Source organism: Glaciimonas sp. OK215 (genome assembly GCF_057787885.1).
Map to the genome: position 1 here is coordinate 6,085,978 of NZ_CM173544.1, position 21,664 is coordinate 6,107,641.

Annotated in this window: 18 protein-coding genes; all 18 read left to right on the forward strand. The window is 64.1% G+C overall.

What is annotated here, in order from left to right:
• Positions 1-90: 90 nt before the first annotated feature.
• Genes AC3CHX_RS28135 through AC3CHX_RS28220 form a run of 18 tightly spaced genes read left to right on the forward strand, consistent with a single transcriptional unit; the run spans position 91 to position 21,651 of the window.
• Positions 91-429 carry a (2Fe-2S) ferredoxin domain-containing protein gene (locus AC3CHX_RS28135; RefSeq protein ID WP_488631224.1) on the forward strand — a complete coding sequence of 113 codons (339 nt, stop codon included), beginning with the start codon at positions 91-93 and terminating at the stop codon, positions 427-429.
• Complete coding sequence (locus AC3CHX_RS28140; RefSeq protein WP_488631225.1) at positions 422-4,540, forward strand: cobaltochelatase subunit CobN; 4,119 nt, start codon at positions 422-424, stop codon at positions 4,538-4,540. Before AC3CHX_RS28135 ends, AC3CHX_RS28140 begins: the two co-directional genes overlap by 8 nt.
• Before the next feature lie 19 nt (positions 4,541-4,559).
• Positions 4,560-6,467: a magnesium chelatase subunit D family protein gene (locus tag AC3CHX_RS28145; protein WP_488631226.1), complete on the forward strand. Its 1,908-nt coding sequence runs from the start codon at positions 4,560-4,562 to the stop codon at positions 6,465-6,467.
• A 43-nt stretch (positions 6,468-6,510) separates the two neighbouring features.
• Positions 6,511-7,242 carry a cobalt-precorrin-7 (C(5))-methyltransferase gene (locus AC3CHX_RS28150; RefSeq protein WP_488644959.1) on the forward strand — a complete coding sequence of 244 codons (732 nt, stop codon included), beginning with the start codon at positions 6,511-6,513 and terminating at the stop codon, positions 7,240-7,242.
• A complete protein-coding gene (locus tag AC3CHX_RS28155; RefSeq protein ID WP_488631227.1) occupies positions 7,239-8,831 on the forward strand; it encodes a precorrin-8X methylmutase in 1,593 nt (530 codons plus the stop codon). Before AC3CHX_RS28150 ends, AC3CHX_RS28155 begins: the two co-directional genes overlap by 4 nt.
• Positions 8,818-9,990, forward strand: coding sequence for a cobalt-precorrin-5B (C(1))-methyltransferase CbiD (gene cbiD / locus AC3CHX_RS28160; RefSeq protein WP_488631228.1), 1,173 nt, complete (start codon positions 8,818-8,820; stop codon positions 9,988-9,990). Before AC3CHX_RS28155 ends, cbiD begins: the two co-directional genes overlap by 14 nt.
• Positions 9,987-10,745: a precorrin-2 C(20)-methyltransferase gene (cobI, locus tag AC3CHX_RS28165; RefSeq protein ID WP_488631229.1), complete on the forward strand. Its 759-nt coding sequence runs from the start codon at positions 9,987-9,989 to the stop codon at positions 10,743-10,745. Before cbiD ends, cobI begins: the two co-directional genes overlap by 4 nt.
• A 2-nt stretch (positions 10,746-10,747) precedes the next feature.
• On the forward strand, positions 10,748-11,536 hold the full coding sequence (gene cobM / locus AC3CHX_RS28170; protein ID WP_488631230.1) for a precorrin-4 C(11)-methyltransferase: 789 nt from the start codon (positions 10,748-10,750) through the stop codon (positions 11,534-11,536).
• Complete coding sequence (locus tag AC3CHX_RS28175; RefSeq protein WP_488631231.1) at positions 11,529-12,329, forward strand: cobalamin biosynthesis protein; 801 nt, start codon at positions 11,529-11,531, stop codon at positions 12,327-12,329. Before cobM ends, AC3CHX_RS28175 begins: the two co-directional genes overlap by 8 nt.
• A complete protein-coding gene (cobJ, locus tag AC3CHX_RS28180; RefSeq protein WP_488631232.1) occupies positions 12,326-13,885 on the forward strand; it encodes a precorrin-3B C(17)-methyltransferase in 1,560 nt (519 codons plus the stop codon). The genes AC3CHX_RS28175 and cobJ overlap by 4 nt, the downstream gene beginning before the upstream one ends.
• Complete coding sequence (locus AC3CHX_RS28185) at positions 13,882-15,003, forward strand: CobW family GTP-binding protein (protein ID WP_488631233.1); 1,122 nt, start codon at positions 13,882-13,884, stop codon at positions 15,001-15,003. The genes cobJ and AC3CHX_RS28185 overlap by 4 nt, the downstream gene beginning before the upstream one ends.
• Before the next feature lie 20 nt (positions 15,004-15,023).
• The gene (gene cobO, locus AC3CHX_RS28190; RefSeq protein ID WP_488631234.1) at positions 15,024-15,626 is read left to right on the forward strand and encodes a cob(I)yrinic acid a,c-diamide adenosyltransferase; all 603 of its coding nucleotides are present in this window, start codon (positions 15,024-15,026) and stop codon (positions 15,624-15,626) included.
• A 34-nt stretch (positions 15,627-15,660) separates the two neighbouring features.
• Entirely contained in the window at positions 15,661-16,977 is a 1,317-nt protein-coding gene (locus AC3CHX_RS28195; RefSeq protein ID WP_488631235.1) for a cobyrinic acid a,c-diamide synthase CobB, read from the forward strand.
• Positions 16,974-17,660 (forward strand): 5,6-dimethylbenzimidazole synthase, encoded by a 687-nt coding sequence (bluB, locus tag AC3CHX_RS28200; RefSeq protein WP_488631236.1) that lies wholly within the window; start codon positions 16,974-16,976, stop codon positions 17,658-17,660. Before AC3CHX_RS28195 ends, bluB begins: the two co-directional genes overlap by 4 nt.
• Entirely contained in the window at positions 17,653-18,234 is a 582-nt protein-coding gene (cobU, locus tag AC3CHX_RS28205) for a bifunctional adenosylcobinamide kinase/adenosylcobinamide-phosphate guanylyltransferase (RefSeq protein ID WP_488631237.1), read from the forward strand. Before bluB ends, cobU begins: the two co-directional genes overlap by 8 nt.
• Positions 18,228-19,175: an adenosylcobinamide-phosphate synthase CbiB gene (cbiB, locus tag AC3CHX_RS28210; RefSeq protein ID WP_488631238.1), complete on the forward strand. Its 948-nt coding sequence runs from the start codon at positions 18,228-18,230 to the stop codon at positions 19,173-19,175. The genes cobU and cbiB overlap by 7 nt, the downstream gene beginning before the upstream one ends.
• Positions 19,176-19,177: 2 nt before the next feature.
• Positions 19,178-20,212 carry a threonine-phosphate decarboxylase CobD gene (cobD, locus tag AC3CHX_RS28215; RefSeq protein ID WP_488631239.1) on the forward strand — a complete coding sequence of 345 codons (1,035 nt, stop codon included), beginning with the start codon at positions 19,178-19,180 and terminating at the stop codon, positions 20,210-20,212.
• Complete coding sequence (locus tag AC3CHX_RS28220) at positions 20,209-21,651, forward strand: cobyric acid synthase (RefSeq protein WP_488631240.1); 1,443 nt, start codon at positions 20,209-20,211, stop codon at positions 21,649-21,651. The genes cobD and AC3CHX_RS28220 overlap by 4 nt, the downstream gene beginning before the upstream one ends.
• Positions 21,652-21,664: the final 13 nt, after the last annotated feature.

Sequence of the window (21,664 nt, forward strand, 5' to 3'; positions counted from 1 at the left end):
TGCAGCCGGCCCTGAACGCCGCTCTTCATCGTCGTAAGTCCTTTCACCGAAATCACCGCATCAGCAGTTGCAGTTCCCGAAGAAAAGCTTATGAGAACCCACTCCCGACACATCCTGATGTGTACCGGCCCGCGTTGTACCGAAGACGGGGTGCGGGCCGAAGCCATGTTCGGCATCCTTGGCGAGGCCATCGATGCGCGCCCTGAGTTGCGCGTCAAGCGCACCCGCACCCATTGCATGGTTGCCTGCAAGAACCAGGGGCCGCTGGCGGTGGTGTATCCCGAAGGCATCTGGTATCGCTGCGAAGACGCCGACGCGATACAGCGCATCGTTACCGAACATCTCGAAAACGGCCGCGAGGTCACCGATCTGGTTTTTCATCGGCTCGGCCGCGGCGACGTGACGCCACAGGAAGAAACCGATGTCTGATCAGCAAGCCCATCCACCGCATCCGCAGATTGCACTGCTGACCCACACCGCGAACGATCTGACGGTACTGCACAGCGCCATCGGCCAGTTGCCGCAGGACTTTGCGGCGGTCGCCGGGATTAACCTGCAGACCCTGGAAAACGAGCGCCAGATTGCGGATCTGTTGAGTGGCCAGCTGGCTGCGGCGCGCATCATCATCTTGCGGGTGCTGGGGCGACTGGGCGGGGTGCCGGGTTTCAGCGAGCTGTTGCGCCATGCGCGGCAGCAAGGCTGTTATCTGATCGCCATCAGCGGCACCGGCGAACCCGATCCGGAACTGGCGGCGGTGTCGACCGTGTCCTCCACCGTAGCCGAGCAGGTGCTGGCCTATTTCCAGGCCGGCGGCAGCGTCAACCTGGCGCAACTGCTGCGTTATCTTTCGGACCATTTGATGCTGACCGGGTTTGGCTACCTGCCGGCCCAGCCGTTGCCGAATCACGGCATCTATCATCCCGACCTGGCGCAGGGCGCCACCAGCGCCGACTGGCTGGCCGAGCACGCCGCGCAGAACAAGAGCGAGCGGCCGGGTGTCGGCATCGTGTTCTATCGCGCGCACTGGATGAGCGGCAACACGCGCTTTATCGATGCGCTGATCGCGGCGCTGGAGCAACGCGGCATGAATGTGCTGCCGGTGTTTACCTCCTCGTTGCGCAGCGGAGCCGATGCCGCCAGCACCCTGCCGACCGCGCTGCGCTATTTCAGCGACGGCAGCAAGACCTTGATCGACGTGCTGATCAATACCACCGCGTTTGCGATGGGCGAGATCACGCCGGGCGCAGCGACCCCGGCCGGCTGGTCGGTCGCGGTGCTGGAACAGTTGAATGTGCCGGTGCTGCAAGCGATCACCAGCGGCATGACGCAGGATCAGTGGCAGCAATCTGCGCGCGGCATGAACCCGCTCGATGCGGCGATGAACGTCGTCCTGCCCGAATTTGACGGCCGCATCATCAGCGTGCCGGTGTCGTTCAAGACCAGGGCCGGCAACGCTGCCGGCCAGATGATGGAATATACGCCGCTGCCGGACCGGGTGGCCCGGGTGGCGGGACTGGCGCAACGGTTTGCGCGCCTGCGGCACACGCCGAATGCCGACAAGCGCGTGGCGTTTGTGTTCACCAACTCCAACAGCAAGGCCGCGCAAATCGGGAATGCGGTCGGCCTCGATGCGCCCGCCTCGCTGATGTCCATCCTGCGTGCCATGCAGGCCAACGGCTACCGGATTGGCGAACTGCCTGACAGCGGCAGCGCACTGATTCATGCGCTGATCGATCGCTGCTCTTACGACAATACCTACCTGAGCGCGGAACAACTGAGCAACGCCGTCGGCCGCGTGCCGGCAACGCAATATGCAGAGTGGCTGGCGGATCTGCCGCCGGACATGCAGGCGCGCATGATCGCCCAATGGGGGGCCGCACCGGGCGCGGCCTACGTGCACGACGAGCATGTCGTGCTGGCCGGCATCGAGCTGGGAAATACCTTTGTCGCGCTGCAGCCGCCGCGCGGCTATGGGATGGATCCGGATGCCATTTATCATCAGCCGGATCTGCCGCCGACGCACCACTACTACGCGCTGTATCGCTGGCTGCGCGACACCTGGCGCGCCGACGCCATTGTCCACGTCGGCAAGCACGGCACGCTGGAATGGCTGCCGGGCAAAGGTGTGGGGCTGTCCGAAAACTGCTTTCCCGATGCCCTGCTGGCCGACATGCCGCTGTTCTACCCGTTCATCATCAACGATCCGGGCGAGGGCGCACAGGCCAAGCGCCGCGCGCATGCGGTGGTGGTGGACCACCTGACGCCGCCGATGACCACCGCCGATACCTACGGCGCACTGGCACAGCTGACGCAATTGGTGGACGAGTACTATCAGGTCGAAGTGCTGGACCCGAGCAAGCTGCCGTTGCTGCAGCAGCAAATCTGGGAACTGGTGAAACAGACGAATCTGGACAGTGATTTGCAGGCCAGACTGTTGCATCACGATCATGATCATGAGCACGAACATGGCCACAGTCATGGACATGCCGGTCACGACCATCATGATCACGAACATGAGCACAGCCATGAAGAAGAATTCCCCGCAGCACTGAGCACGCTGGACGGCGCCGGCGTCGCGCATCTGATCGAGGATCTGGACGGTTATCTGTGCGAACTGGGCGCAGCCCAGATCCGCGACGGCTTGCACATTCTGGGGGAGCGCCCCGCCGATCATCAGCTGGTGGATATGCTGGTGTCGCTGGTACGCCTGCCGAATCAGGATATACCCGGGCTGCAGGCAGAAGTCGCCAGGCTGTTCGGCCTGAACATGGACCTGCTCCTCGACCACAAGGGGCGCCGCCTGAACGCCGATCCGGCACTGGCGAGACTGGCGCAGTGCGCGATTGTGACCCGCGCCGATGCGCTGGATGCGATTGATGTTCTGTGCCGGCAATTGTTTGAGGCGCTGCAGGCGCAAGACTTTGCCGCCGCCGCCATTCCAATCGTGCTGGAGCAGATGTTCGGCGGCATCGGCAGTAGCGTTGCCGTCAACCCGCCGTTGTTGCAGCCTGCAAGCACAACGCGCCGTGTGAGCGTGCTGTCTCAGGCCAAAAAACTGCAAGGTAAAAGCGGCATGGTGCGACCGCTTGCAGGACTAGCGGCAAGTCCGGCGTCGCAAGCGATCGTGCCGCCGCCAGCCGAACGCTTCGCGCCGTTACGCCGGGTCCTCGACTTCGCCTGTACCAATCTCGTGCCGAATCTGGCGCGCGCCACCGACGAAATCGATAATTTGCTGAATGGCCTTGACGGCGGCTACGTACCCGCCGGTCCGAGCGGTTCGCCGACGCGCGGCATGGCGCACATCCTGCCGACCGGGCGGAATTTCTACTCGGTCGATCCGCGCAGCGTGCCATCGCAATCGGCCTGGCGCGTGGGGCAGCAACTCGCCAATGAAGTGCTGACGCGGCATCTGCGCGAAACCGGCGCGTATCCGGAAAGTGTCGCCATCAGCATCTGGGGCACGAGCGCGATGCGCACCCACGGCGACGATGTGGCGCAGATTCTGGCGCTGCTCGGCGTGCGGCCGGTATGGCGTCCGGAAAACCGCCAGCTGACCGGCGTCGAAGTCGTCCCGCTGGAACAACTCAAGCGCCCGCGCATCGATGTCACCACCCGTATCAGCGGCTTCTTCCGCGATGCGTTCCCGCAGCTGATCGATCTGATTGACGACGCCGTCAACGCCGTGCTGATACTGGATGAACCGCTGACGCAGAATTTCGTCCGCAAACATTATCTGAGCGAGCTGGGCGACTGGGTTGGCAAGGGCATTGCGGAGGAGGAAGCCAAACGGCGGGCCGCGTATCGGATCTTTGGCGCCAAGCCCGGCAGTTATGGCGCCGGTATTTTGCCGTTGATCCAGGAAAAAAACTGGCAGGCCGATGCCGACTTCGCCGAGGCCTACGTCAACTGGGGCGGCTATGCCTATGGCCGCGCCGCCCAGGGGATTGACGAGCGCGCTGCGTTCCGCGTGCGTCTGTCCGGCGTGCAGGTCGCCCTGCACAATCAGGACAACCGCGAACACGACATCTTCGACAGCGACGACTACCTGCAATTCCACGGCGGCATGATCGCCACCATCCGCGCCCTTACCGGCACCCAGCCCAAGCATTATTTCGGCGACAGCCATGATCCGGCGCGCGCCCAGGTGCGCGACCTGAAGGAAGAAACCTTGCGTGTGTTCCGCGCGCGCGTGGTCAATCCGAAATGGCTGGCCAGCATCCAGCGGCATGGCTACAAAGGCGGACTGGAACTGACCGCGACCGTCGATTATCTGTTCGGCTACGATGCGACCGCGCAGGTCATGGAGGACTGGATGTACGAGCAGGTCGCCAGCACTTACGCCTTCGATCAGGAGATGCAGCAATTTCTGCAAGAAGCCAATCCGTGGGCGCAAAATGCGATCGCCGAACGGCTGCTGGAAGCCGCCAGCCGCGGCATGTGGAGCGCGCCCAAACCGGAGACGCTGGAGGCGCTGCGGGAACTGTTTCTGCGCAGCGAAACCTTGCTTGAGGCGCGCGGTGAAACGCCGCGTGCCGGCTAGGCCATCGGATAACAACGACATGACCACTATGACTTTTCCATTTTCCGCGATCGTCGACCAGCCGCAACTGAAGACCGCGCTGTTGCTGTGCGCGATCGATCCGACCCTCGGCGGCGTACTGATCCGCGGCGACAAAGGGACCGCCAAAAGTACCGCGGCGCGGGCGCTCCCCGAGATTCTGCCGACGATACAGCGGACCGCCGGTTGCGCCTTCAACTGCGGTCCCGATGAGCCGTGCGGCCTGTGCGATGCCTGCACCGATCCGGCGCGCACAGTCACGTCGGCCAACGTCCCTTTTGTGACCTTGCCGCTGGGCGCTACCGAAGACCGGGTGCTGGGCACGCTCGACTTGCAACGCGCGCTGCAAGGCGCGGCACGGACCTTTCAACCCGGCCTGCTGGCCTCGGCCCATCGCGGCATTCTCTACATCGATGAGGTCAACCTGCTGGCCGACCATCTGGTCGATGTGTTGCTGGATGTGGCGGCCATGGGCGTGAATTCGGTGCAGCGTGAAGGCCTCTCGGTGGCGCACCCGGCGCGCCTGACGCTGATCGGCACCATGAATCTGGAAGAAGGCGATTTGCGGCCTCAGCTGCTGGACCGCTTCGGCCTGATGGTGGAAGTCACGGCCCCGCGCGAGAAAACCGTGCGCGCCGAAGTGGTCCGCCGCCGGATCAGGTTCGAGGCCGATCCGGACGCCTATGCGGCACTCTGGTCGGGAGCGCAGGATGCGTTGCGGCAGCAACTGCGCGCGGCGCAACAACTGCTGCCGACGGTGCTGCTGGACGACGCGCTGCTGGACCTGATCAGCCATCTGTGCTGTGAATTCGAGGTCGCCAGCCTGCGTGCCGACATCGTCATGCACAAGGCCGCACGCGCCCTGGCGGCACTCGAAGGACGAAGTAGCGTGACGCCAGACGACGTTCGTGGTGCGGCCCAGCTTGTACTCCCGCATCGCCGTCGCCGCAAGCCGTTCGAGCAGCCCGGTCTGGATCAGGACAAGCTCGATGAGCTGATGCAGCAGGCTTCTCCGCCGCCGTCAGAGCTGGCGCAAACCGGCGAATCAGAGGCGTCGGACCAGGCTGAACCGAGCGCGGAGAATGCCGAAGCTCAGCAGCAGGTATTTTCGATCGCCGCCGCCGCCAAGGCACGCCACATCTCGGTGGCGAGCATTCACGCCAACGGCGCCAATATGGTCGCGGGCCGGCGCAGCGATGCAGCAGATGCCGTGCGTGGAAGAGTTGTGCGCAGCGTTCCCGATCCACACCCGGGCAGTCTGGCCATTGCCGCCACCTTGCGCAGCGCCGCGCTGCGCGATCCGGCCAATTTTCAAGTGACCAGCGCCGATTTGCAGCAGCAGATACGGGTCGGAAAAGCCGCCAACCTGATCTTGTTTGTGGTCGATGCCTCCGGTTCAATGGCGGCGCAGCGCCGCATGGAGGCGGTCAAGGGCGCGGTGCTGACGTTGTTGACGGATGCCTATCAGCGGCGCGATGAAGTCGCCGTCATCGCATTCCGGGGCGAAGCTGCCCATCTGTTGCTGGCGCCAACGCGTGGCGTCGATCTGGCTGAACAGGGTTTGCGCGAGCTGCCGACCGGCGGCCGGACGCCGCTGCCGCATGCCTTGCAGCTGGCCTTCGAGACCCTGCAACGCCATGCGCCACACGGCGCCGCGCCATTGCTGGTGATTCTCAGCGACGGCAAGGCCAACGTCGGATTGACTGCGGGGAGCGATCCGTGGCGCGAGACGCTCGACATGGCTGGCCAGCTGGCCGGCACGCCGGCCTTGGTGCTGGATACCGAAAACGGTTATCTGCGACTGGGCCGGGCGGCGCAGCTGGCCGAGGCGCTGGGGGCCGAATGCCTGACGCTGGAGCAACTCAGCGCGGAGAGCCTGGCGCTGACGATCCGGGCCCGTATGCAGTGACACAGCGGCAAGCATAGGCAACGCTTCAACAATGTTTTAAATTATTCAGCGCAATAGAAAGTCCAAAATGATCATCTGTATCGGCGCCGGTCCCGGCGACATTGGTTACCTCACGCAGCGCGGCGCGGAATTGATTCGCGCGGCTGACGTCGTGGCGGGGTTTGACGCAGTCGTCAACGTCGTCCAAAGCATCATTCCAGCGACTGCCGAAGTCGTGTTGATGAATTACCGCGATCAGGTCGCCCAGCTGGATCTGGTGGCCAGGGCCCATCATGAAGGCAAGCGCTGCGTGGTGGTGTTCATGGGGGATATTCACTTTAGCGGTTTTCAATACCTGGAGCGGGTCGAGCGCGCCTGCGGCCATCCGGTCGAGACCTTGCCCGGGATTTCGTCGGCGCAGATCCTGGCCTCGCGTGCCAAGGTCTGCTTTGACGAAACCACGTTCATTACCTTCCATCGCCGCGGCGACCTGACGCCGTTCAAGCGGCATCTGGTGCATGTACTCAACGATGCGCGCAATGCCATCGTGATTCCCTGTCCCTGGGATGCCGCGCGCTCGTTCATGCCGCCGCATATCGCGGCCTATCTGCTGGAGCAGGGGGTTGCTCCGGATCATCCGACCGAAGTCTGGGAAAACCTGACGCGCGCCGAGGCCGAATGGCACGGCACGCTGGCGGAATGCGCGCATAAGGAGTTTAGCGACATGAGCATCATGTTGATACGGACGCTGGCACCGATGGCTAGCCAGATCGAAGCGGCAGCGGAGGTCAAGTGAATCCGTCGAACCTGCCTTCCCCGCTGCCGGATTACGGCATCGTGATTGCCGGTCACGGCAGCCGCGACCCGGACGCCGTGCGTGAATTCGAGGCGCTGGTCGAGCTGGTCCGTGCGCGTGTGCCGCAACAGGTGGTCACGCATGGCTATCTGGAATTTTCCAGTCCGACCATCAGCCAGGCCGTCAGCGCCAATCTGGCCGCCGGCAGCAAACAGCTAGCGGTCGTGCCCGCGGTGCTGCTGGCCGCGCGTCACGCCAAGAACGACATGCCGGCCGAGGTGCTGGCAATGGCACGCGAACATCCCGCCATCGATTTTCATTTCGGCGCAGCGCTGAATCTGCATCCTCAACTATTGCAATTGGCGCAGGAACGCATCGTCGCCGCCGAAGCCGCATCGCCGCACACCATCCGCCGCGCCGACACCTGCCTGGTACTGGTCGGGCGCGGCACCAGCGATCCCGATGCGAATGGCGAAGTCGCCAAACTTGCGCGCATGCTGGAAGAAGGCATGGGTTTCGGCAGTGCCGTGGTGTGCTATTCGGGGACTGCCAGGCCGCTGGTCGCGGATGGCTTGCGCGCCGCTGCCCAGCTGGGTTTCGCACGCCTGCTGGTGCTCCCGTTCTTCCTGTTCGACGGCGTCCTGGTGAAACGGATTTATGCCGCCGCCGACGATCTGCAGCAGCGCGAGGCCGGGCTGGAAATCATCAAAGCCGGTTATTTCGGGGCGCACCCGCACGTGGCCGACGTCATCATCGAACGGGCGCGCGAGGCGGTGGCCGGGCGCGCCGATATGAACTGCACATTGTGCAAATATCGGGTGCAGATCGTCGGCTTCGAAGAGCAGGTCGGCGAACCGCAGCGCGCCCATCACATAGCGGTGCGCGGCTTGCTGGAAAAAGAGGCGGCGGCAAATTCAACTGAAACCCCGGCCACGCGGATACTGCCCTACGAACCGCATCCGATTGAAGCCGAGAGTTTCCGCATCATCGCCGCCGGGCGCGACTGGTCGGTATTTCCCGCCGCGCATCTGACGGTGCTGCAACGCCTGGTGCACACCAGCGGCGATTTTCATGCGGTCGACGATATTTATCTGTCGCCGGGCGCAGTCGAAACCGGCATCCGCGCCCTGCTGCGCTGCAAGCGCATCGTCACCGATGTGACCATGGTGCAAACCGGTTTGAAACGCGCCTTGCTGGAGCAGCTTGGCATCGAAACCTGGTGCGGCGTGCATGATCGCGAGACCCATCTGATGTCCGGCGCGCAAGGCATCACGCGTTCGGCTGCCGGCATGCGGCGCGCTTTTGAAAAGTTCGGCAATGACATCGTGCTGGCGATCGGCGATGCGCCCACCGCCATCATGGAAGCCACGCGCCTGATTCGCGAACACGGCTGGCGGCCGCAGCTGGTGATCGGCCTGCCGGTCGGGTTTGTCGGGACCCGCGAAAGCAAGGACGATCTGCGCCGCTGCCTGCAAGTGCCGCGGATTACCAACAGCGGCACGCGCGGCGGATCGCCATGGGCCGCGAGCGTGGTCAACGGGCTCATGATCGACGCGCAAAACCAGCTTGCCGGGTATGTGCCCGCCTGACATACACATCGAGCCTGAGCGCGCCGAGTACGATCTCTGCGTGCTGGCACCGAACGGCCTGCGGCGCGGGCGCACGACCGGCAGTTGCGCAACGGCGGCAGTGACGGCGGCCTTGCGGCTGTTGCTGCATGCCGAACAGGTGCAGGAAGCGGAAGTGCTGTTGCCGGACGGCGTGCATTATCTGGTGGTGCCGATCATGCGCGTGTGCTGGCAGGGACCGGCTGTGGCACTTACAGTTCGTGCGGAAGTATTGAAGGACGGCGGCGACGATCCCGACAGCACACACGGCGCGACCATCTTTGCCGAAGTCCGCCGGAATGCGCTTGGCGTAGTCCGGTTTTTTGCCGGCGCGGGTGTCGGCACCGCGACCCAGCCCGGCTTGCGGGTGGCGGTGGGCGAGCCGGCCATTAACCCGGTGCCGCGCAACATGATGCGGCAGGCCGTGGCCGCACAACTGCAAGGCGCTGCCGATCCTGGGTTCGATCTGACCATAGGCTGCGAAAATGGCGCCGAGATCGCCCGCAAGACGTTCAATCCGCGTCTGGGCATAGTCGGCGGCATTTCGATTCTGGGGACCTCCGGGATCGTCGAACCGATGTCGATGGCGTCGTGGATCGCGTCGATTGAAGTGTATGTGCGGGTGGCGCTCGCGGGCGATGCCGACAGCGTGGCGTATCTGCCGGGCAAGATCGGGCGCGAGTTTGCCAGGGACGTGCTGGGGCTGCCGGACAAGCGTTCGGTGCAGATCGCCAATTTTCTGGGCGACTCGCTGGACTTCACCCAGACCGCACTGGCAGAGCAGGGCCGCCGCTTGCCGCTGTTATGGCTGGCCGGACATCCGGGCAAGCTGGCCAAGGTGCTGGATGGCGTATGGGATACCCATTCCAGCAAAAGCAACATGGCCATGGGCGCTGTGGCGAGGGTGGCGGCGCAGCGCGGTTATCCCGCGGCGCTGGTAGAAAAAATGGCGAACGCGAATACAGTGGAGGCGGCAATGGAACAATTGAAGAACGAAATGAATGCAGGCGATGCGCAAGCACTTTGGACTGACATCGAACAACGGATCGCGGCGCTGGCACAGGCACGGGTGCCGGCGGTGGACCGGGTGGAAGTCCGCCTGTTTGATTTGCATGGTAATTCGCTGGGACAGAACGCATGACTGATATCAAAACAACTGACGGCGTCGGCACCTTCTGGGGCGTTGGCGTCGGCCCGGGGCCGGCCGGTTATTTGCCGCTGGCGGCGCTGGCGGCCTTGCAGCAAGCCGACCTGATTTACGCACCACGGGCGCGCAGCGCCGACACGTCGGTGGCGCTGCAATGTCTGGCCGGGATTGATCTGGGACTGACACCGGGATCGGAACGCCTGCGCGAAATCGCATTCAACATGGACCCGGATCGCAGCGTGCTGAGCGAACATTACGCGCAGCTGGCGGATGCCATCGCCATCGAACTGGCGGCGGGCCGGAATGTGGCTTACCTGACCATCGGCGACACCATGACCTATTCGACTTACGGGTATGTGCTCGCCGCTTTGCTGACGCGGCTGCCGCAATTGCCGCACCGCACCTTCCCCGGCATCACCAGCTATGCCGCAGCCGCAGCGGCGCTCGACTGGCCGCTGGGCGAAGGCAAGGAGCGCACGCTGATTTTGCCGTGTCCCGAAGATGCCGCGGAGCTGCGCCGGGAGATTGAAAGCCATGACGTCGTGGTGCTGATGAAGGTCGGTGCGCGCCTGCCGTGGGTGCTGGCCTTGCTGCGCGAAATGGGGATCGCCGAACACTGCGCCTTTGCCCGCCGCATCGGCCTCGCCGGCGAGCTGCTGGCGGCCGACGTGACGACGCTGTCGGCCACCGAAGCGATGGGTTACCTGGCGACGCTGCTGATACGCAAAACACCAAGAGAGAAAAGATAAGCATGAAGGTTTATTTCATCGGCGCCGGTCCCGGCGCACCCGACCTGATCACATTGCGCGGCGCCAATCTGCTGGGACGCGTGGGCATGGTGCTGTACGCAGGCTCGCTGGTGCCGACCGCGATGCTGCAGCACTGCCGTGCGGATGCCGAGCTGATCGACACCGCCACGCTGGATCTGGAACAGCAACAGGCCTGCTACCTGCGGGCGCAGCAAAGCGATTGCGATGTGGCGCGTCTGCATTCAGGCGACCCGGCCATTTACGGCGCCACTGCCGAACAGATGCGGCGCCTGGAAGCGCTGGGCATCGCCTATGAAATCGTGCCGGGTGTGTCGTCGTTTACCGCCGCGGCCGCGATGGTACAAGCCGAACTGACCAAGCCGGAAGTATCGCAAACCGTGATCCTGACGCGCGTCTCCGGCCGCGCCTCTGCGGTGCCGGAGGCGGAAGCGATCGCCAGGCTGGCCGAACACCGTGCCACGATGTGCATTTTCCTGTCCGGTCCGCATCTGAAAAAGATCGTCACCGATCTGCGCCTGCATTATCCCGGCGAAACGCCGGTCAAGCTGGTGTATCGCGCCACCTGGCCGGAACAGAAGATCTATGAAGGCACGCTGGCAACCGTACTGGCCGAGACCAAGCGCGGCAGCTGGAACCTGACCACGATGATGCTGGTGGGAGCGGCGCTGGAGCGCGGGCAGCAGGTCGAGTCCAGTCTGTACTCGAAGGAATTCACGCATCTGTTCCGGGTCGTGAAGAAGGTGAAAAAAAAGCAGGTTGCCTGTGAATAAGCCAACCGATTTGTCATTGGGAATCTGGCTGGTGCGCGCCGAGGCCGAGGCGCTGGGTGCGTTGCTGCAATCCCGGCTGGGCGGCACTTGCTATCGGCCATGGCTGACCGCTATAGATAGTCCGACGGCAAGCCAGAAACAGCAGTTCGGGCTGAACTATCGGCAGCACCGTCAGTGGCTGCTGCTGGGGGCCACCGGCATCGCCGTGCGCTTTCTGGAAGGCTTGCCACAGGACAAACACAGCGATCCGGCACTGGTCGCGATGGATGAAGCCGGACGTTTCGCGATAGCGCTGCTGGCTGGACACGAAGGCGGCGCCAATCAGCTGGCCTACCGGGCGGCGGCGGCGATCGGCGCGGTGCCGGTGATCACCACCGCGACCGAGGCGCTCAAACCGCTGGTACTCGGGATCGGCTGCCGCAAGGGCGTGTCCGCCGAGCAGATCGGCGCCGCCGTGCTGGCCGCGCTGGGAGAGAGGAATCTGGCTGAAGTAAGAGAGATCGCTACCGTCGACCTGAAGGCCGACGAGCCGGGCTTGCTGGCATTTTGCCGGCAGCATGCGCTGCCCTTGCGCGTGTTTTCCCACGCGACGGTCGCGGCCCGGCCCTGGGTCTCGCAACCGTCTGCATGGGTCCGTCAGAACGTCGGACTGGATGGCGTGTGCGAGCCTTGTGCGCTGATCGCCTCGCCGCGCGGTGCGCTGATCGTGCCGAAGACGGCGGTCAATGGCGTGGCGGTGGCGATAGTGGAAGATATGTTGAATACAACGAATGTGCAGGAGCAGGAAATATGAGTGGCGTATTGAATCTGGTATCGGTCGGACCCGGCTTTGCCGACCTGATCGTACCGCGTGCCGAAAAGGCATTGCGCGAGAGCAGCGTGATCGTGGCCTATGAATTGTATCTGCGCTGGATCGCGCCCTGGATCGCCGGCAAGGAAATCCACACCCCGCCGCTGACCCAGGAGCGCGAGCGCGCGTTGCTGGCGATCGAGAAGGCCCGCGCCGGCGCCACGGTGGCGCTGATTTCGAGCGGCGACATCGGCATCTATGCGATGGCGGCACTGGCCTATGACGAAATCCGCGAAGACGATACTTTCAGCGTCAATGTCATCCCCGGAATAACGTCCGCGAACGCCTGCGCATCGTTGTTGGGCTCGCCGCTGTCGCATGACTTCGCCACGCTGAGTTTGTCGGACTTGCTGTGTCCGTGGGACTGGATCGAGCAGCGCGCCCGCCACATTGCGCAGGCCGATCTGGCTTGTGTGCTGTACAACGTGCAGAGCGCAGGCCGTCAGGAAGGCGTGTACCGGATCCTGAATCTGATGCTGGAGTCGAAGTCCCCCGGGACACTGTGCGGCGTCGTCAAGAATGCGTATCGGCCCGGGCAGGAAGTCGCCATCTATCGCCTGGAACAGTTGCCCACGCTGAAGTTCGACATGCTGACCACGATCGTCATCGGCAATCGCTTCACCCAGCGCAAGCGCGATCAGATGTTTACGCCGCGCGGGTACAACGACTGGCATGCGCCGGAGACGGCCGCGCTGCTCGCCACCGATAGCAGCGCGGACTTCCCGGAACAGGCGACCTGGGTGTTTTCCGGCACCGGCGACGGCAACGCGCTGGCAAAGATGCTGGCGGCCGATGGCAAGCCGGTAGTGGTTTCCGCCGCGACCGAATACGGTGGCGCAGTCGCCCTGCAGGATTGTCCGGGCCTGAGCGTCTGGGCCGGACGCCAGGGCGTGGAAGCGCGGCGCCAGGCGCTGGTAAGAAGCCGCGCCCGGGTATTGGTGGATGCCACGCATCCGTATGCCAACATCATCTCCGAACAGCTCATGGGCCTGTCGCAGGAATTGGGGATTCCCTATGTCCGCTATGAACGGCCGAGCGCGATGGCGACTGGCGGTAGCCAGATGTGCGCCAGCATGGCCGAAGCCGCCGAACGCGCGATGGCGAGCGGCAAGCGGATTTTTCTGGCGACCGGCTCCAAGGATCTGGGCAGCTTTTTGCAGACGCCCAACGCCAATGCATATCAATGGTTCGCCCGCGTCACCCCTGAACCGGAATTCATCCAGCGCGCGCTGGATCTCGGCCTGCCGCGCAGCCATTTATGCGCGATGCAGGGACCGTTTTCGAAGGACTTCAATCAGGCCTTGTGGCGCGACTGGAACATCGACTGCATCGTCACCAAGGATTCCGGCGCTGCCGGCGGCTATCAGGCCAAGGCGGATGCCGCCGCCGCACTAGGCATTCCGATGCTGGTGGTGCAGCGCCCGCCGATGAATTATCCGCTGGTGGTGTCGACCTTCGACGCGGTGCGGGCGCAACTCCGGCAGTGGGCGTCGGCATGATGCAGCCGATACCGGTCACCATCGTCACCGGCTTTCTCGGCTCCGGAAAAACCACGCTGCTGAGCGGCCTGGTCCAGCGCCGTCAGAGCCGCCGGCTGGCGTTGCTGATCAACGAATTCGGCGAAGTGGCCGTCGATGGCGCGCTGCTGCGCGATGTTGCCGCCGGGCATGATCACATCCGGATCCACGACTTCCCGCACGGCCTGATCGCGTATGGCGACGATGCGCACTTCATCCCGGCCATGCTGGCGATTGCCGCGCGCCGCGCCAGCGTCGATCACGTGCTGATCGAAACGTCCGGCCTGGCGTTGCCGACCGCAGTGATGGAATTGCTGCAGGGGCCGGAGCTGGTGGCTGCGTTCGTGCTGGATGCGACGCTGGCGGTGGTCGATACGCCGCTGTTGCTGGCCGATGCATTTGAACCCGGCGCGGATGCGGCGGCGACCTCGATTGCCAGCTTGTTTGAGCAGCAGCTGGAATATGCCGATGTGGTGGTGCTCAACAAGATCGACGCGCTGGACGACGACGCGCTGTTGCTGGCGGAAGCGCGGGTGCGCGAGCGCGCCCCGAATGTGCGTTTCCTGGAATTGGCCTATCAAGCCCGGCTCGACATCCGTCTGGCGCTGGGCCTGCGCCTGCATCAGGCCAAAGAACTGGCGCACAACCATACTTATGTACCGGTGTATTCGCCGGCGGCGCGCATGCCGGGACCGGATGCCGCCGTGTTGCCGGATCAAAACCGGCTGAACGGTCACGCGCATTCCGGTCTGGCCGCCCACAGCCACGGCCTCGCCACCCACAAACACTTTCACGAGCAAGACCCGGGCTGGATGTCGTTCACCCTGCGCAGCGCCGGCCGGCAATCGGTCGAGCGGCTGAAAACGGCGCTGACGGAAGTCGCCCGCGCAGCGCCCGTATTGCGCTGCAAAGGCTTTATCGGCAGCAGCGATGCGGCGCATGCCGTGCTGCTGCAAGGCGTGCGCACCCGCGTCAGCGCCAGCGTCGATCAGGGCAAGCCGGCGGCGCGCCAATCCGAGCTGGTGTTTATCGGCTATCACCTGCGCCGCGCGCAAGTGGCGGCCATGCTGTCCGACCTGAGCGGAACGCTCTGGAAATAATCCCAAAAATGGAGATCGACATGAAAACCGACGAAGCATCACACAAACGCATGACCCAGCGCCATAAAGAAGGCTTCGAGAAAAAGAAAGCCGCCGCGCAAAAGGAAAAAGGCCTGCTGATCGTCAACACCGGCACCGGCAAGGGAAAATCGACGGCGGCGTTCGGCATGGGCATGCGGATACTCGGGCATGGCATGAAACTGGGCGTGGTGCAGTTCATCAAGGGCGCACTTGAGAGTGCCGAGCGCAACATTCTGGGTAGCCATGAAAACTGCGATTTTCATGTGGTCGGCGCAGGCTATACCTGGGACACGCAGGACCGCAACGCCGACATGCAAACCGCCGCCACCGGCTGGGCCGAAGCGCTGCGGATGATCCAGGATCCTTCCTACGACATGGTGATTCTGGACGAACTGAATATCGTGCTGCGCTATCAGTATCTGGAATTGGCGGAAGTGCTGCAGGCCTTTGCCGGCCGCCGCGAGATGTTGCACATTGTGGTCACCGGTCGTCACGCTCCAGATGCGTTGATCGAGGCCGCCGATCTGGTGACCGAATTCCGCCCTCTCAAGCACCCGTATCAGACGCAGGGGATCAAGGCGCAAAAAGGCGTCGAGTTCTGAGCATGTTTCAACAGATTGAAGAGTGAGCAGACTAATGCCTGAGCCCCGCCACGTACCCGCGCTGTTCATCAGCGCCCCCGCATCGCATCACGGAAAAACAACCGTGACGGCGGCGCTGGCGCGGCATCACGCCGCGCGCGGAATGCGGGTGCGGGTGTTCAAGAGCGGGCCCGATTTCCTCGACCCGATGCTGTTGGCGCGTGCCGCCGGTGGCGAGCATCCGGCCTATCAGCTGGACTTGTGGCTGGCGGGTGCCGAGGCCTGCCGCCAGATGGTGTATGACGCTGCCCAGGATGCCGATCTGATCCTGATCGAGGGCGTGATGGGTTTGTTCGATGGTCAACCGAGCAGCGCCGATCTGGCCGCCCTGCTCGGCGTGCCGGTGCTGGCGGTGATCGATGCCGGCGGCATGGCACAGACCTTCGGCGCGTTGGCGTATGGGCTGGCGCATTACCGCCCGGGTTTGCCGTTTGCCGGCGTGCTGGCCAATTCGGTGGCGAGCACACGCCATGCCGAGATGCTGCAGGAAGGCCTGCGGCCCGGTTTCAACATCCGCTACTTCGGCGCCCTGCCGCGCGCTGCGCAATACGCGCTGCCGGAGCGTCATCTGGGATTGGTGCAGGCAGCGGAAGTGAGCGATCTGGACGCCCGTATCGATCAGGCCGCTGCAGCCATCGGGCAAACCGGACTGACGCAACTGCCCGCCACCGTGGCCTTTCAGACTAGCCAGGGCCCGGCGCTGCCACCGCCGCCGCAGTTACTTTCCGGTGTCAGGATAGGCGTCGCCCGGGATGCCGCATTCTCTTTTCTGTATCCTGCCAATCTGGATTGCCTGCGGGCGCTGGGCGCAGAACTGCATTTCTTCTCGCCGCTCAGCGCCAGCGCCTTGCCCGAAGTCGATAGCCTGTATTTGCCCGGCGGTTATCCCGAGCTGCATCTGCAAACATTGCAGGACAACCAGCCCATGAAGGCCGCGCTGCTGCAGCACCATGCACGCAACAAGCCGATCTTCGCCGAATGCGGCGGCATGCTGTATCTGCTGGAATCGCTGACCGATAAAGCCGGGCAGCGCGCCGCCATGAGCGGCCTGTTGCCCGGCCATGCGGTCATGCAAACGCGCCTGCAGGGCTTGGGATACCAGTCTGCGCCGCTGCCGGGCGGCGTACTGCGGGCGCATACTTTTCATCATTCGCTGATCGACACCGGGATGACGCCGATTGCCAGCGGCGAGCGGCTCTACAACACCTCCGCCGGAGAAAAAATATTTCAGCGGGGCCGTATCACGGCCAGTTATCTGCATTGCTATTTCCCCTCCAATCCCACCGCAGCCGCCCGGCTGTTCCTGCCATGAACCGATTCAATGATGCCGAGATTGCGGCCGTCTACAAGGCGATTGCAGAACGGCGCGATATGCGCCACTTTTTGCCGGAGCCGCTTGATCCTGCCCTGTTGCAGCGTCTGCTGCAGGCCGCGCACCTGGCGCCCAGTGTCGGCTTCATGCAGCCCTGGCGTTTCATCCGCATCACCGATGCGGCCTTGCGGCTGAAAATTCATGCGCTGGTTGAACAGGAGCGCGTCGAGACCGCACGCGCGCTGGAGCAACGCGAAGACGAATTCATGCGCCTCAAGGTCGAGGGCGTGCGCGAGTGCGGCGAGTTGCTGGTGGTGGCATTGATGGGGCGTCGCGACCGCCATGTATTCGGGCGCCGCACGCTGCCGGAGATGGACCTCAGTTCGGTCTCCTGTGCAATTCAGAATATCTGGCTGGCGGCGCGCGCCGAAGGGATCGGCATGGGCTGGGTGTCGTTGTTCGATCCGGCGGCGTTAAGCAGCCTTCTGCAGATCCCGGCAGATGCCAAACCGGTGGCAATCCTCTGCCTCGGTCATGTCGCCGCGTTCTATCCGCGGCCGATGCTGGAACAGGAAGGGTGGGCCAGCCGCCAGCGCCTGCAGGATCTGGTTTCCGAGAACGGCTGGCGTGACGATATCGAGGTAGCGACCAAGCTGCCCCCTGAGGACAACCATCATGGATAGCAAAACTGAGGGCAAGACCATACGCACGCTGGTGCTGGGCGGCGCCCGCTCCGGCAAAAGCAGCCATGCAGAGCGGCTTGCCGCAGCGACGCAACGCGAAGTGATTTACATCGCCACGGCCGCCGAGGGCGATAGCGAAATGCAGGCGCGCATAGCGTTGCACCGGGCGCAACGCCCTGCCGGCTGGCAGACCGTGGAGCAGCCGCTGATGCTTGGCGCCGCCATTGCCGAATGGAGTGCGCCGGATCGAGTGCTGTTGATCGATTGCCTGACGGTGTGGTTATCGAATCTGCTGTTTTCAGAGGAAAAAAATTATCCGGAGATCGGCAAGATTATCCCGCCGCAACTGTTCCATCAACAGCGTGCAGCATTCCTGCACGCGCTGGCCGACGCAGCGGGCGACGTCATCATGGTCTCGAATGAGGTCGGGATGGGGATCGTGCCGTATGGTGCGATATCGCGCTGGTTTGTCGATGAGGCGGGGCGGCTGAACCAGGCCGTGGCCGCCGGCTGCGAACGCGCCGTATTCGTCGCCGCCGGTTTGCCGCTGATGCTGAAAGACACGACATGCTGAGCGGCCTGAGCATGACGGCGATCGCCTTGCTGGCGCTGGCCGGGGTGGCGCTGGACCTGTTGCTGGGCGAGACGCGGCGCTGGCATCCGCTGGTCGGTTTCGGGCGGCTCGCCGGCTTGCTGGAGCGGCGCCTGAATCGGCCACCGCCTGTCCGGCAAATCGGGCGCGGCGCACTGGCATGGATGCTGGCGGTGCTGCCGCCGGTGCTGGCAACCGCGCTGGCCTTGCACGCCCTGCCGGCCATGGCCGCGCTGACCGCACATGCGGTCTTGCTGTATTTCTGCATCGGTTTGCGCAGTTTGCGCGACCACACGGTGCCGATTGCGCAGGCCATCGCTGCCGGCGATTTGCCTGCGGCTCGTCATCTGACCTCCCGCATCGTCAGTCGCGATACCGCACACGCCAAGCCGGCCGATTTGTCCAAGGCCGCGGTGGAGTCCTTGCTGGAAAACGGCAACGATGCCGTGTTCGGCACGCTGTTCTGGTTTGTCGTCGCCGGCGGAGCGGGCGCGTTGCTGTTCCGGCTGGTGAATACCCTGGATGCGATGTGGGGCTACCGGACCGCCCGCTACAACCTGTTCGGGCGGGTCGCCGCACGTGTTGACGACGCGCTTAACTGGATACCGGCAAGACTGACTGCCTGGTCGTATGCGCTGCTGGGCCAGACCCGTCTGGCGCTCCAATGCTGGCGCGCGCAGGCACCCACCTGGCCGAGTCCGAACGCCGGCCCGGTGATGTCCGCCGGTGCCGGTGCGCTGGGCCTGGCGTTGGGCGGGGCGGCCAGCTACGACGGCGTGCTCGAAATCCGGCCGCCGCTTGGCAGCGGCACCGAGGCCTGCGCCGCCGACATCCAGCGTGCATGGCAACTGGTGCTGCGCAGCGCGCTGTTATGGCTGATGCTGCTGTCGGTTTGCGCAATTATTATTTATGTCAAAGGATAAACATGCTTGAGCACGGCGGCAATCTGCACGCGGCCATCGCCCGCTTCGGGCGGCCGCGCAGCGAGTGGCTTGACCTCTCCACCGGGATCAACCCGCAGCCGTACCCGGTCCCGGCTCTGGCGGCGGATGCGTGGCATCGCTTGCCCGAAGATCACAGCGGGCTGGCAGTTGCAGCAGCGCGGTATTACGGGGCGCCTGCGATGCTGTCGGTGGCCGGCACGCAGGCGGCGATCCAGGCTTTGCCATGCCTGCGCCCGCTGGCCCGGGTGGCGGTGGCGGCACCGGCGTATGCGGAGCATGCGCATTGCTGGGCCCGCGTGGGCCATGCGGTGCGCGAGGTTGCTTATGCGGAGCTGGCATTTGCGGTGGCCGACTGCGACGTCATGGTGGTGTGCAATCCGAATAATCCGACCGGTGCGCGCGTTGCGGTCGCGCTGTTGCTGGAATGGGCCGGGCAGCTTGCCGCGCGTGGCGGCTGGCTGATCGTCGATGAGGCTTTCGCCGACACCACGCCGGCGCTGAGCGTCGCGCCATGGGCCGATAGGCCGGGTCTGATCGTCCTCCGTTCGGTGGGAAAATTCTTTGGCCTGGCAGGCTTGCGCCTGGGCTTTGTGGCGGCAGAAAAGGCGCTGTTATCCAGACTCGCCGACCAATTGGGACCATGGTCGGTGAGCGGCCCGGCGCAGGCGATCGGGCATGCCGCGCTGACCGATGTGAACTGGCAACAGATGATGCGCCAGCAGTTGCTGCAGCAAGGGCAGCGCCTGCACGCGCTGTTGGCGCAGAACAATATCGGCAGCAGCGGCAGCGCGCTGTACCAGTGGTGGGCCGAACCGCGTGCCGAAGCATTCCTGCAGCACATGGCGGCACGGGCGATCTGGGTCAGGTTATTTACCCGCGGTGCAGGCGGCATCCGGCTTGGTTTGCCGCCGGATGAAACCGGCTGGCAGCGCCTGCAACAGGCCTTGGCCGAATGGCACGGCGATGCGCCCGAGAAGCTGGATGAAGTGCGTAGCCGCAGACTGGATAGCCAATGAATTTCCCCTACAAGACCTTGATGATCCAGGGCACCACGTCGGACGCCGGGAAGACTACGCTGGTCGCGGCGCTGTGTCGTTTGCTGGCGCGCCGGGGCGTAAAAGTGGTGCCTTTCAAGCCGCAGAACATGGCAAATAACAGCGCCGTGACGGTCGACGGCGGTGAAATCGGCCGTGGTCAGGCCTTGCAGGCGCTGGCGGCGGGACTGCAAGCGCACAGCGACATGAATCCGATTTTGCTGAAGCCTTCCAGCGACATCGGCGCGCAGGTCGTGGTCCATGGCCAGGTGCGGGCCGACATGAACGCGCGTGATTATCACCAATATAAAACCACCGCGATGCAGGCTGTGCTGGCGTCGTATCAACGGCTGGCCGTGCAGTACGACGCCATCATCGTCGAAGGTGCCGGCAGCCCGGCCGAGATCAACTTGCGGGCACGCGACATCGCCAACATGGGGTTTGCCGAGGCGGTCGACTGCGCGGTCGTTCTGGTCGCCGATATCGATCGCGGCGGCGTGTTCGCCCACATCGTCGGCACGCTCGATTGCCTGTCCGAAAGCGAACGCGCGCGCGTGATCGGTTTCGTCATCAACCGCTTTCGCGGCGACATCGGTTTGCTGCAGGGCGGACTGGACTGGCTGGAGCAGCGCACCGGCAAGCCGGTACTGGCAGTGCTGCCGTATTTGCACGGCCTGACGCTGGACGCGGAAGATGCCATTCAATCCGAACAAAACGGCCGGGGCGCGTTTCGGGTAGTCGTGCCGCTATTCCCGCGCATCAGCAATCACACCGACTTCGACGCGCTGCGCGCGCATCCGCAGGTCGACCTGCGCTTTATCGGTAGCGGCCAGCCGATTCCCGGCGCGGACCTGATCATCCTGCCGGGCAGCAAAAATACGCGTGGCGACCTGGTGTGGCTGAAGGCGCAAGGATGGCCGGAGGCCTTGCAGCGGCATCTGCGCTATGGCGGCAAGGTGATCGGCATCTGCGGCGGCTTCCAGATGCTCGGCAACAGCGTGGCTGACCTGCATGGCGTGGAAGGGGCTGCGGGCGTTGCCGATGGCCTGGGATTGCTCGACATGGCGACTGACATGACGCGCGACAAGCGGCTGGCCCAGGTCAGCGGGCGCTGTGCCTTTGCCGACGCCGGCGTGAGCGGATATGAGATTCATATGGGGACCTCATCCGGTGCGGCGCTGGAGCGGCCGGCGTTTTACATCGATGGGCGCGCAGAGGGCGCGCGCTCGCCCGATGAGCAGGTGCTGGGAAGCTACCTGCATGGCATGTTCGATACGCCCGCGGCCTTGCGCGCACTGCTGGCATGGGCGGGATTGGCGGATGCTGTTGCGGTCGATCTGACCCGGTTGCGCGAAGCCAGTATCGACCGGATCGCCGATGCCGCTTTGCCGTTGCTGCAGGCTTTGGAAAAGATGGGTTAGTCGGCGGATAGCG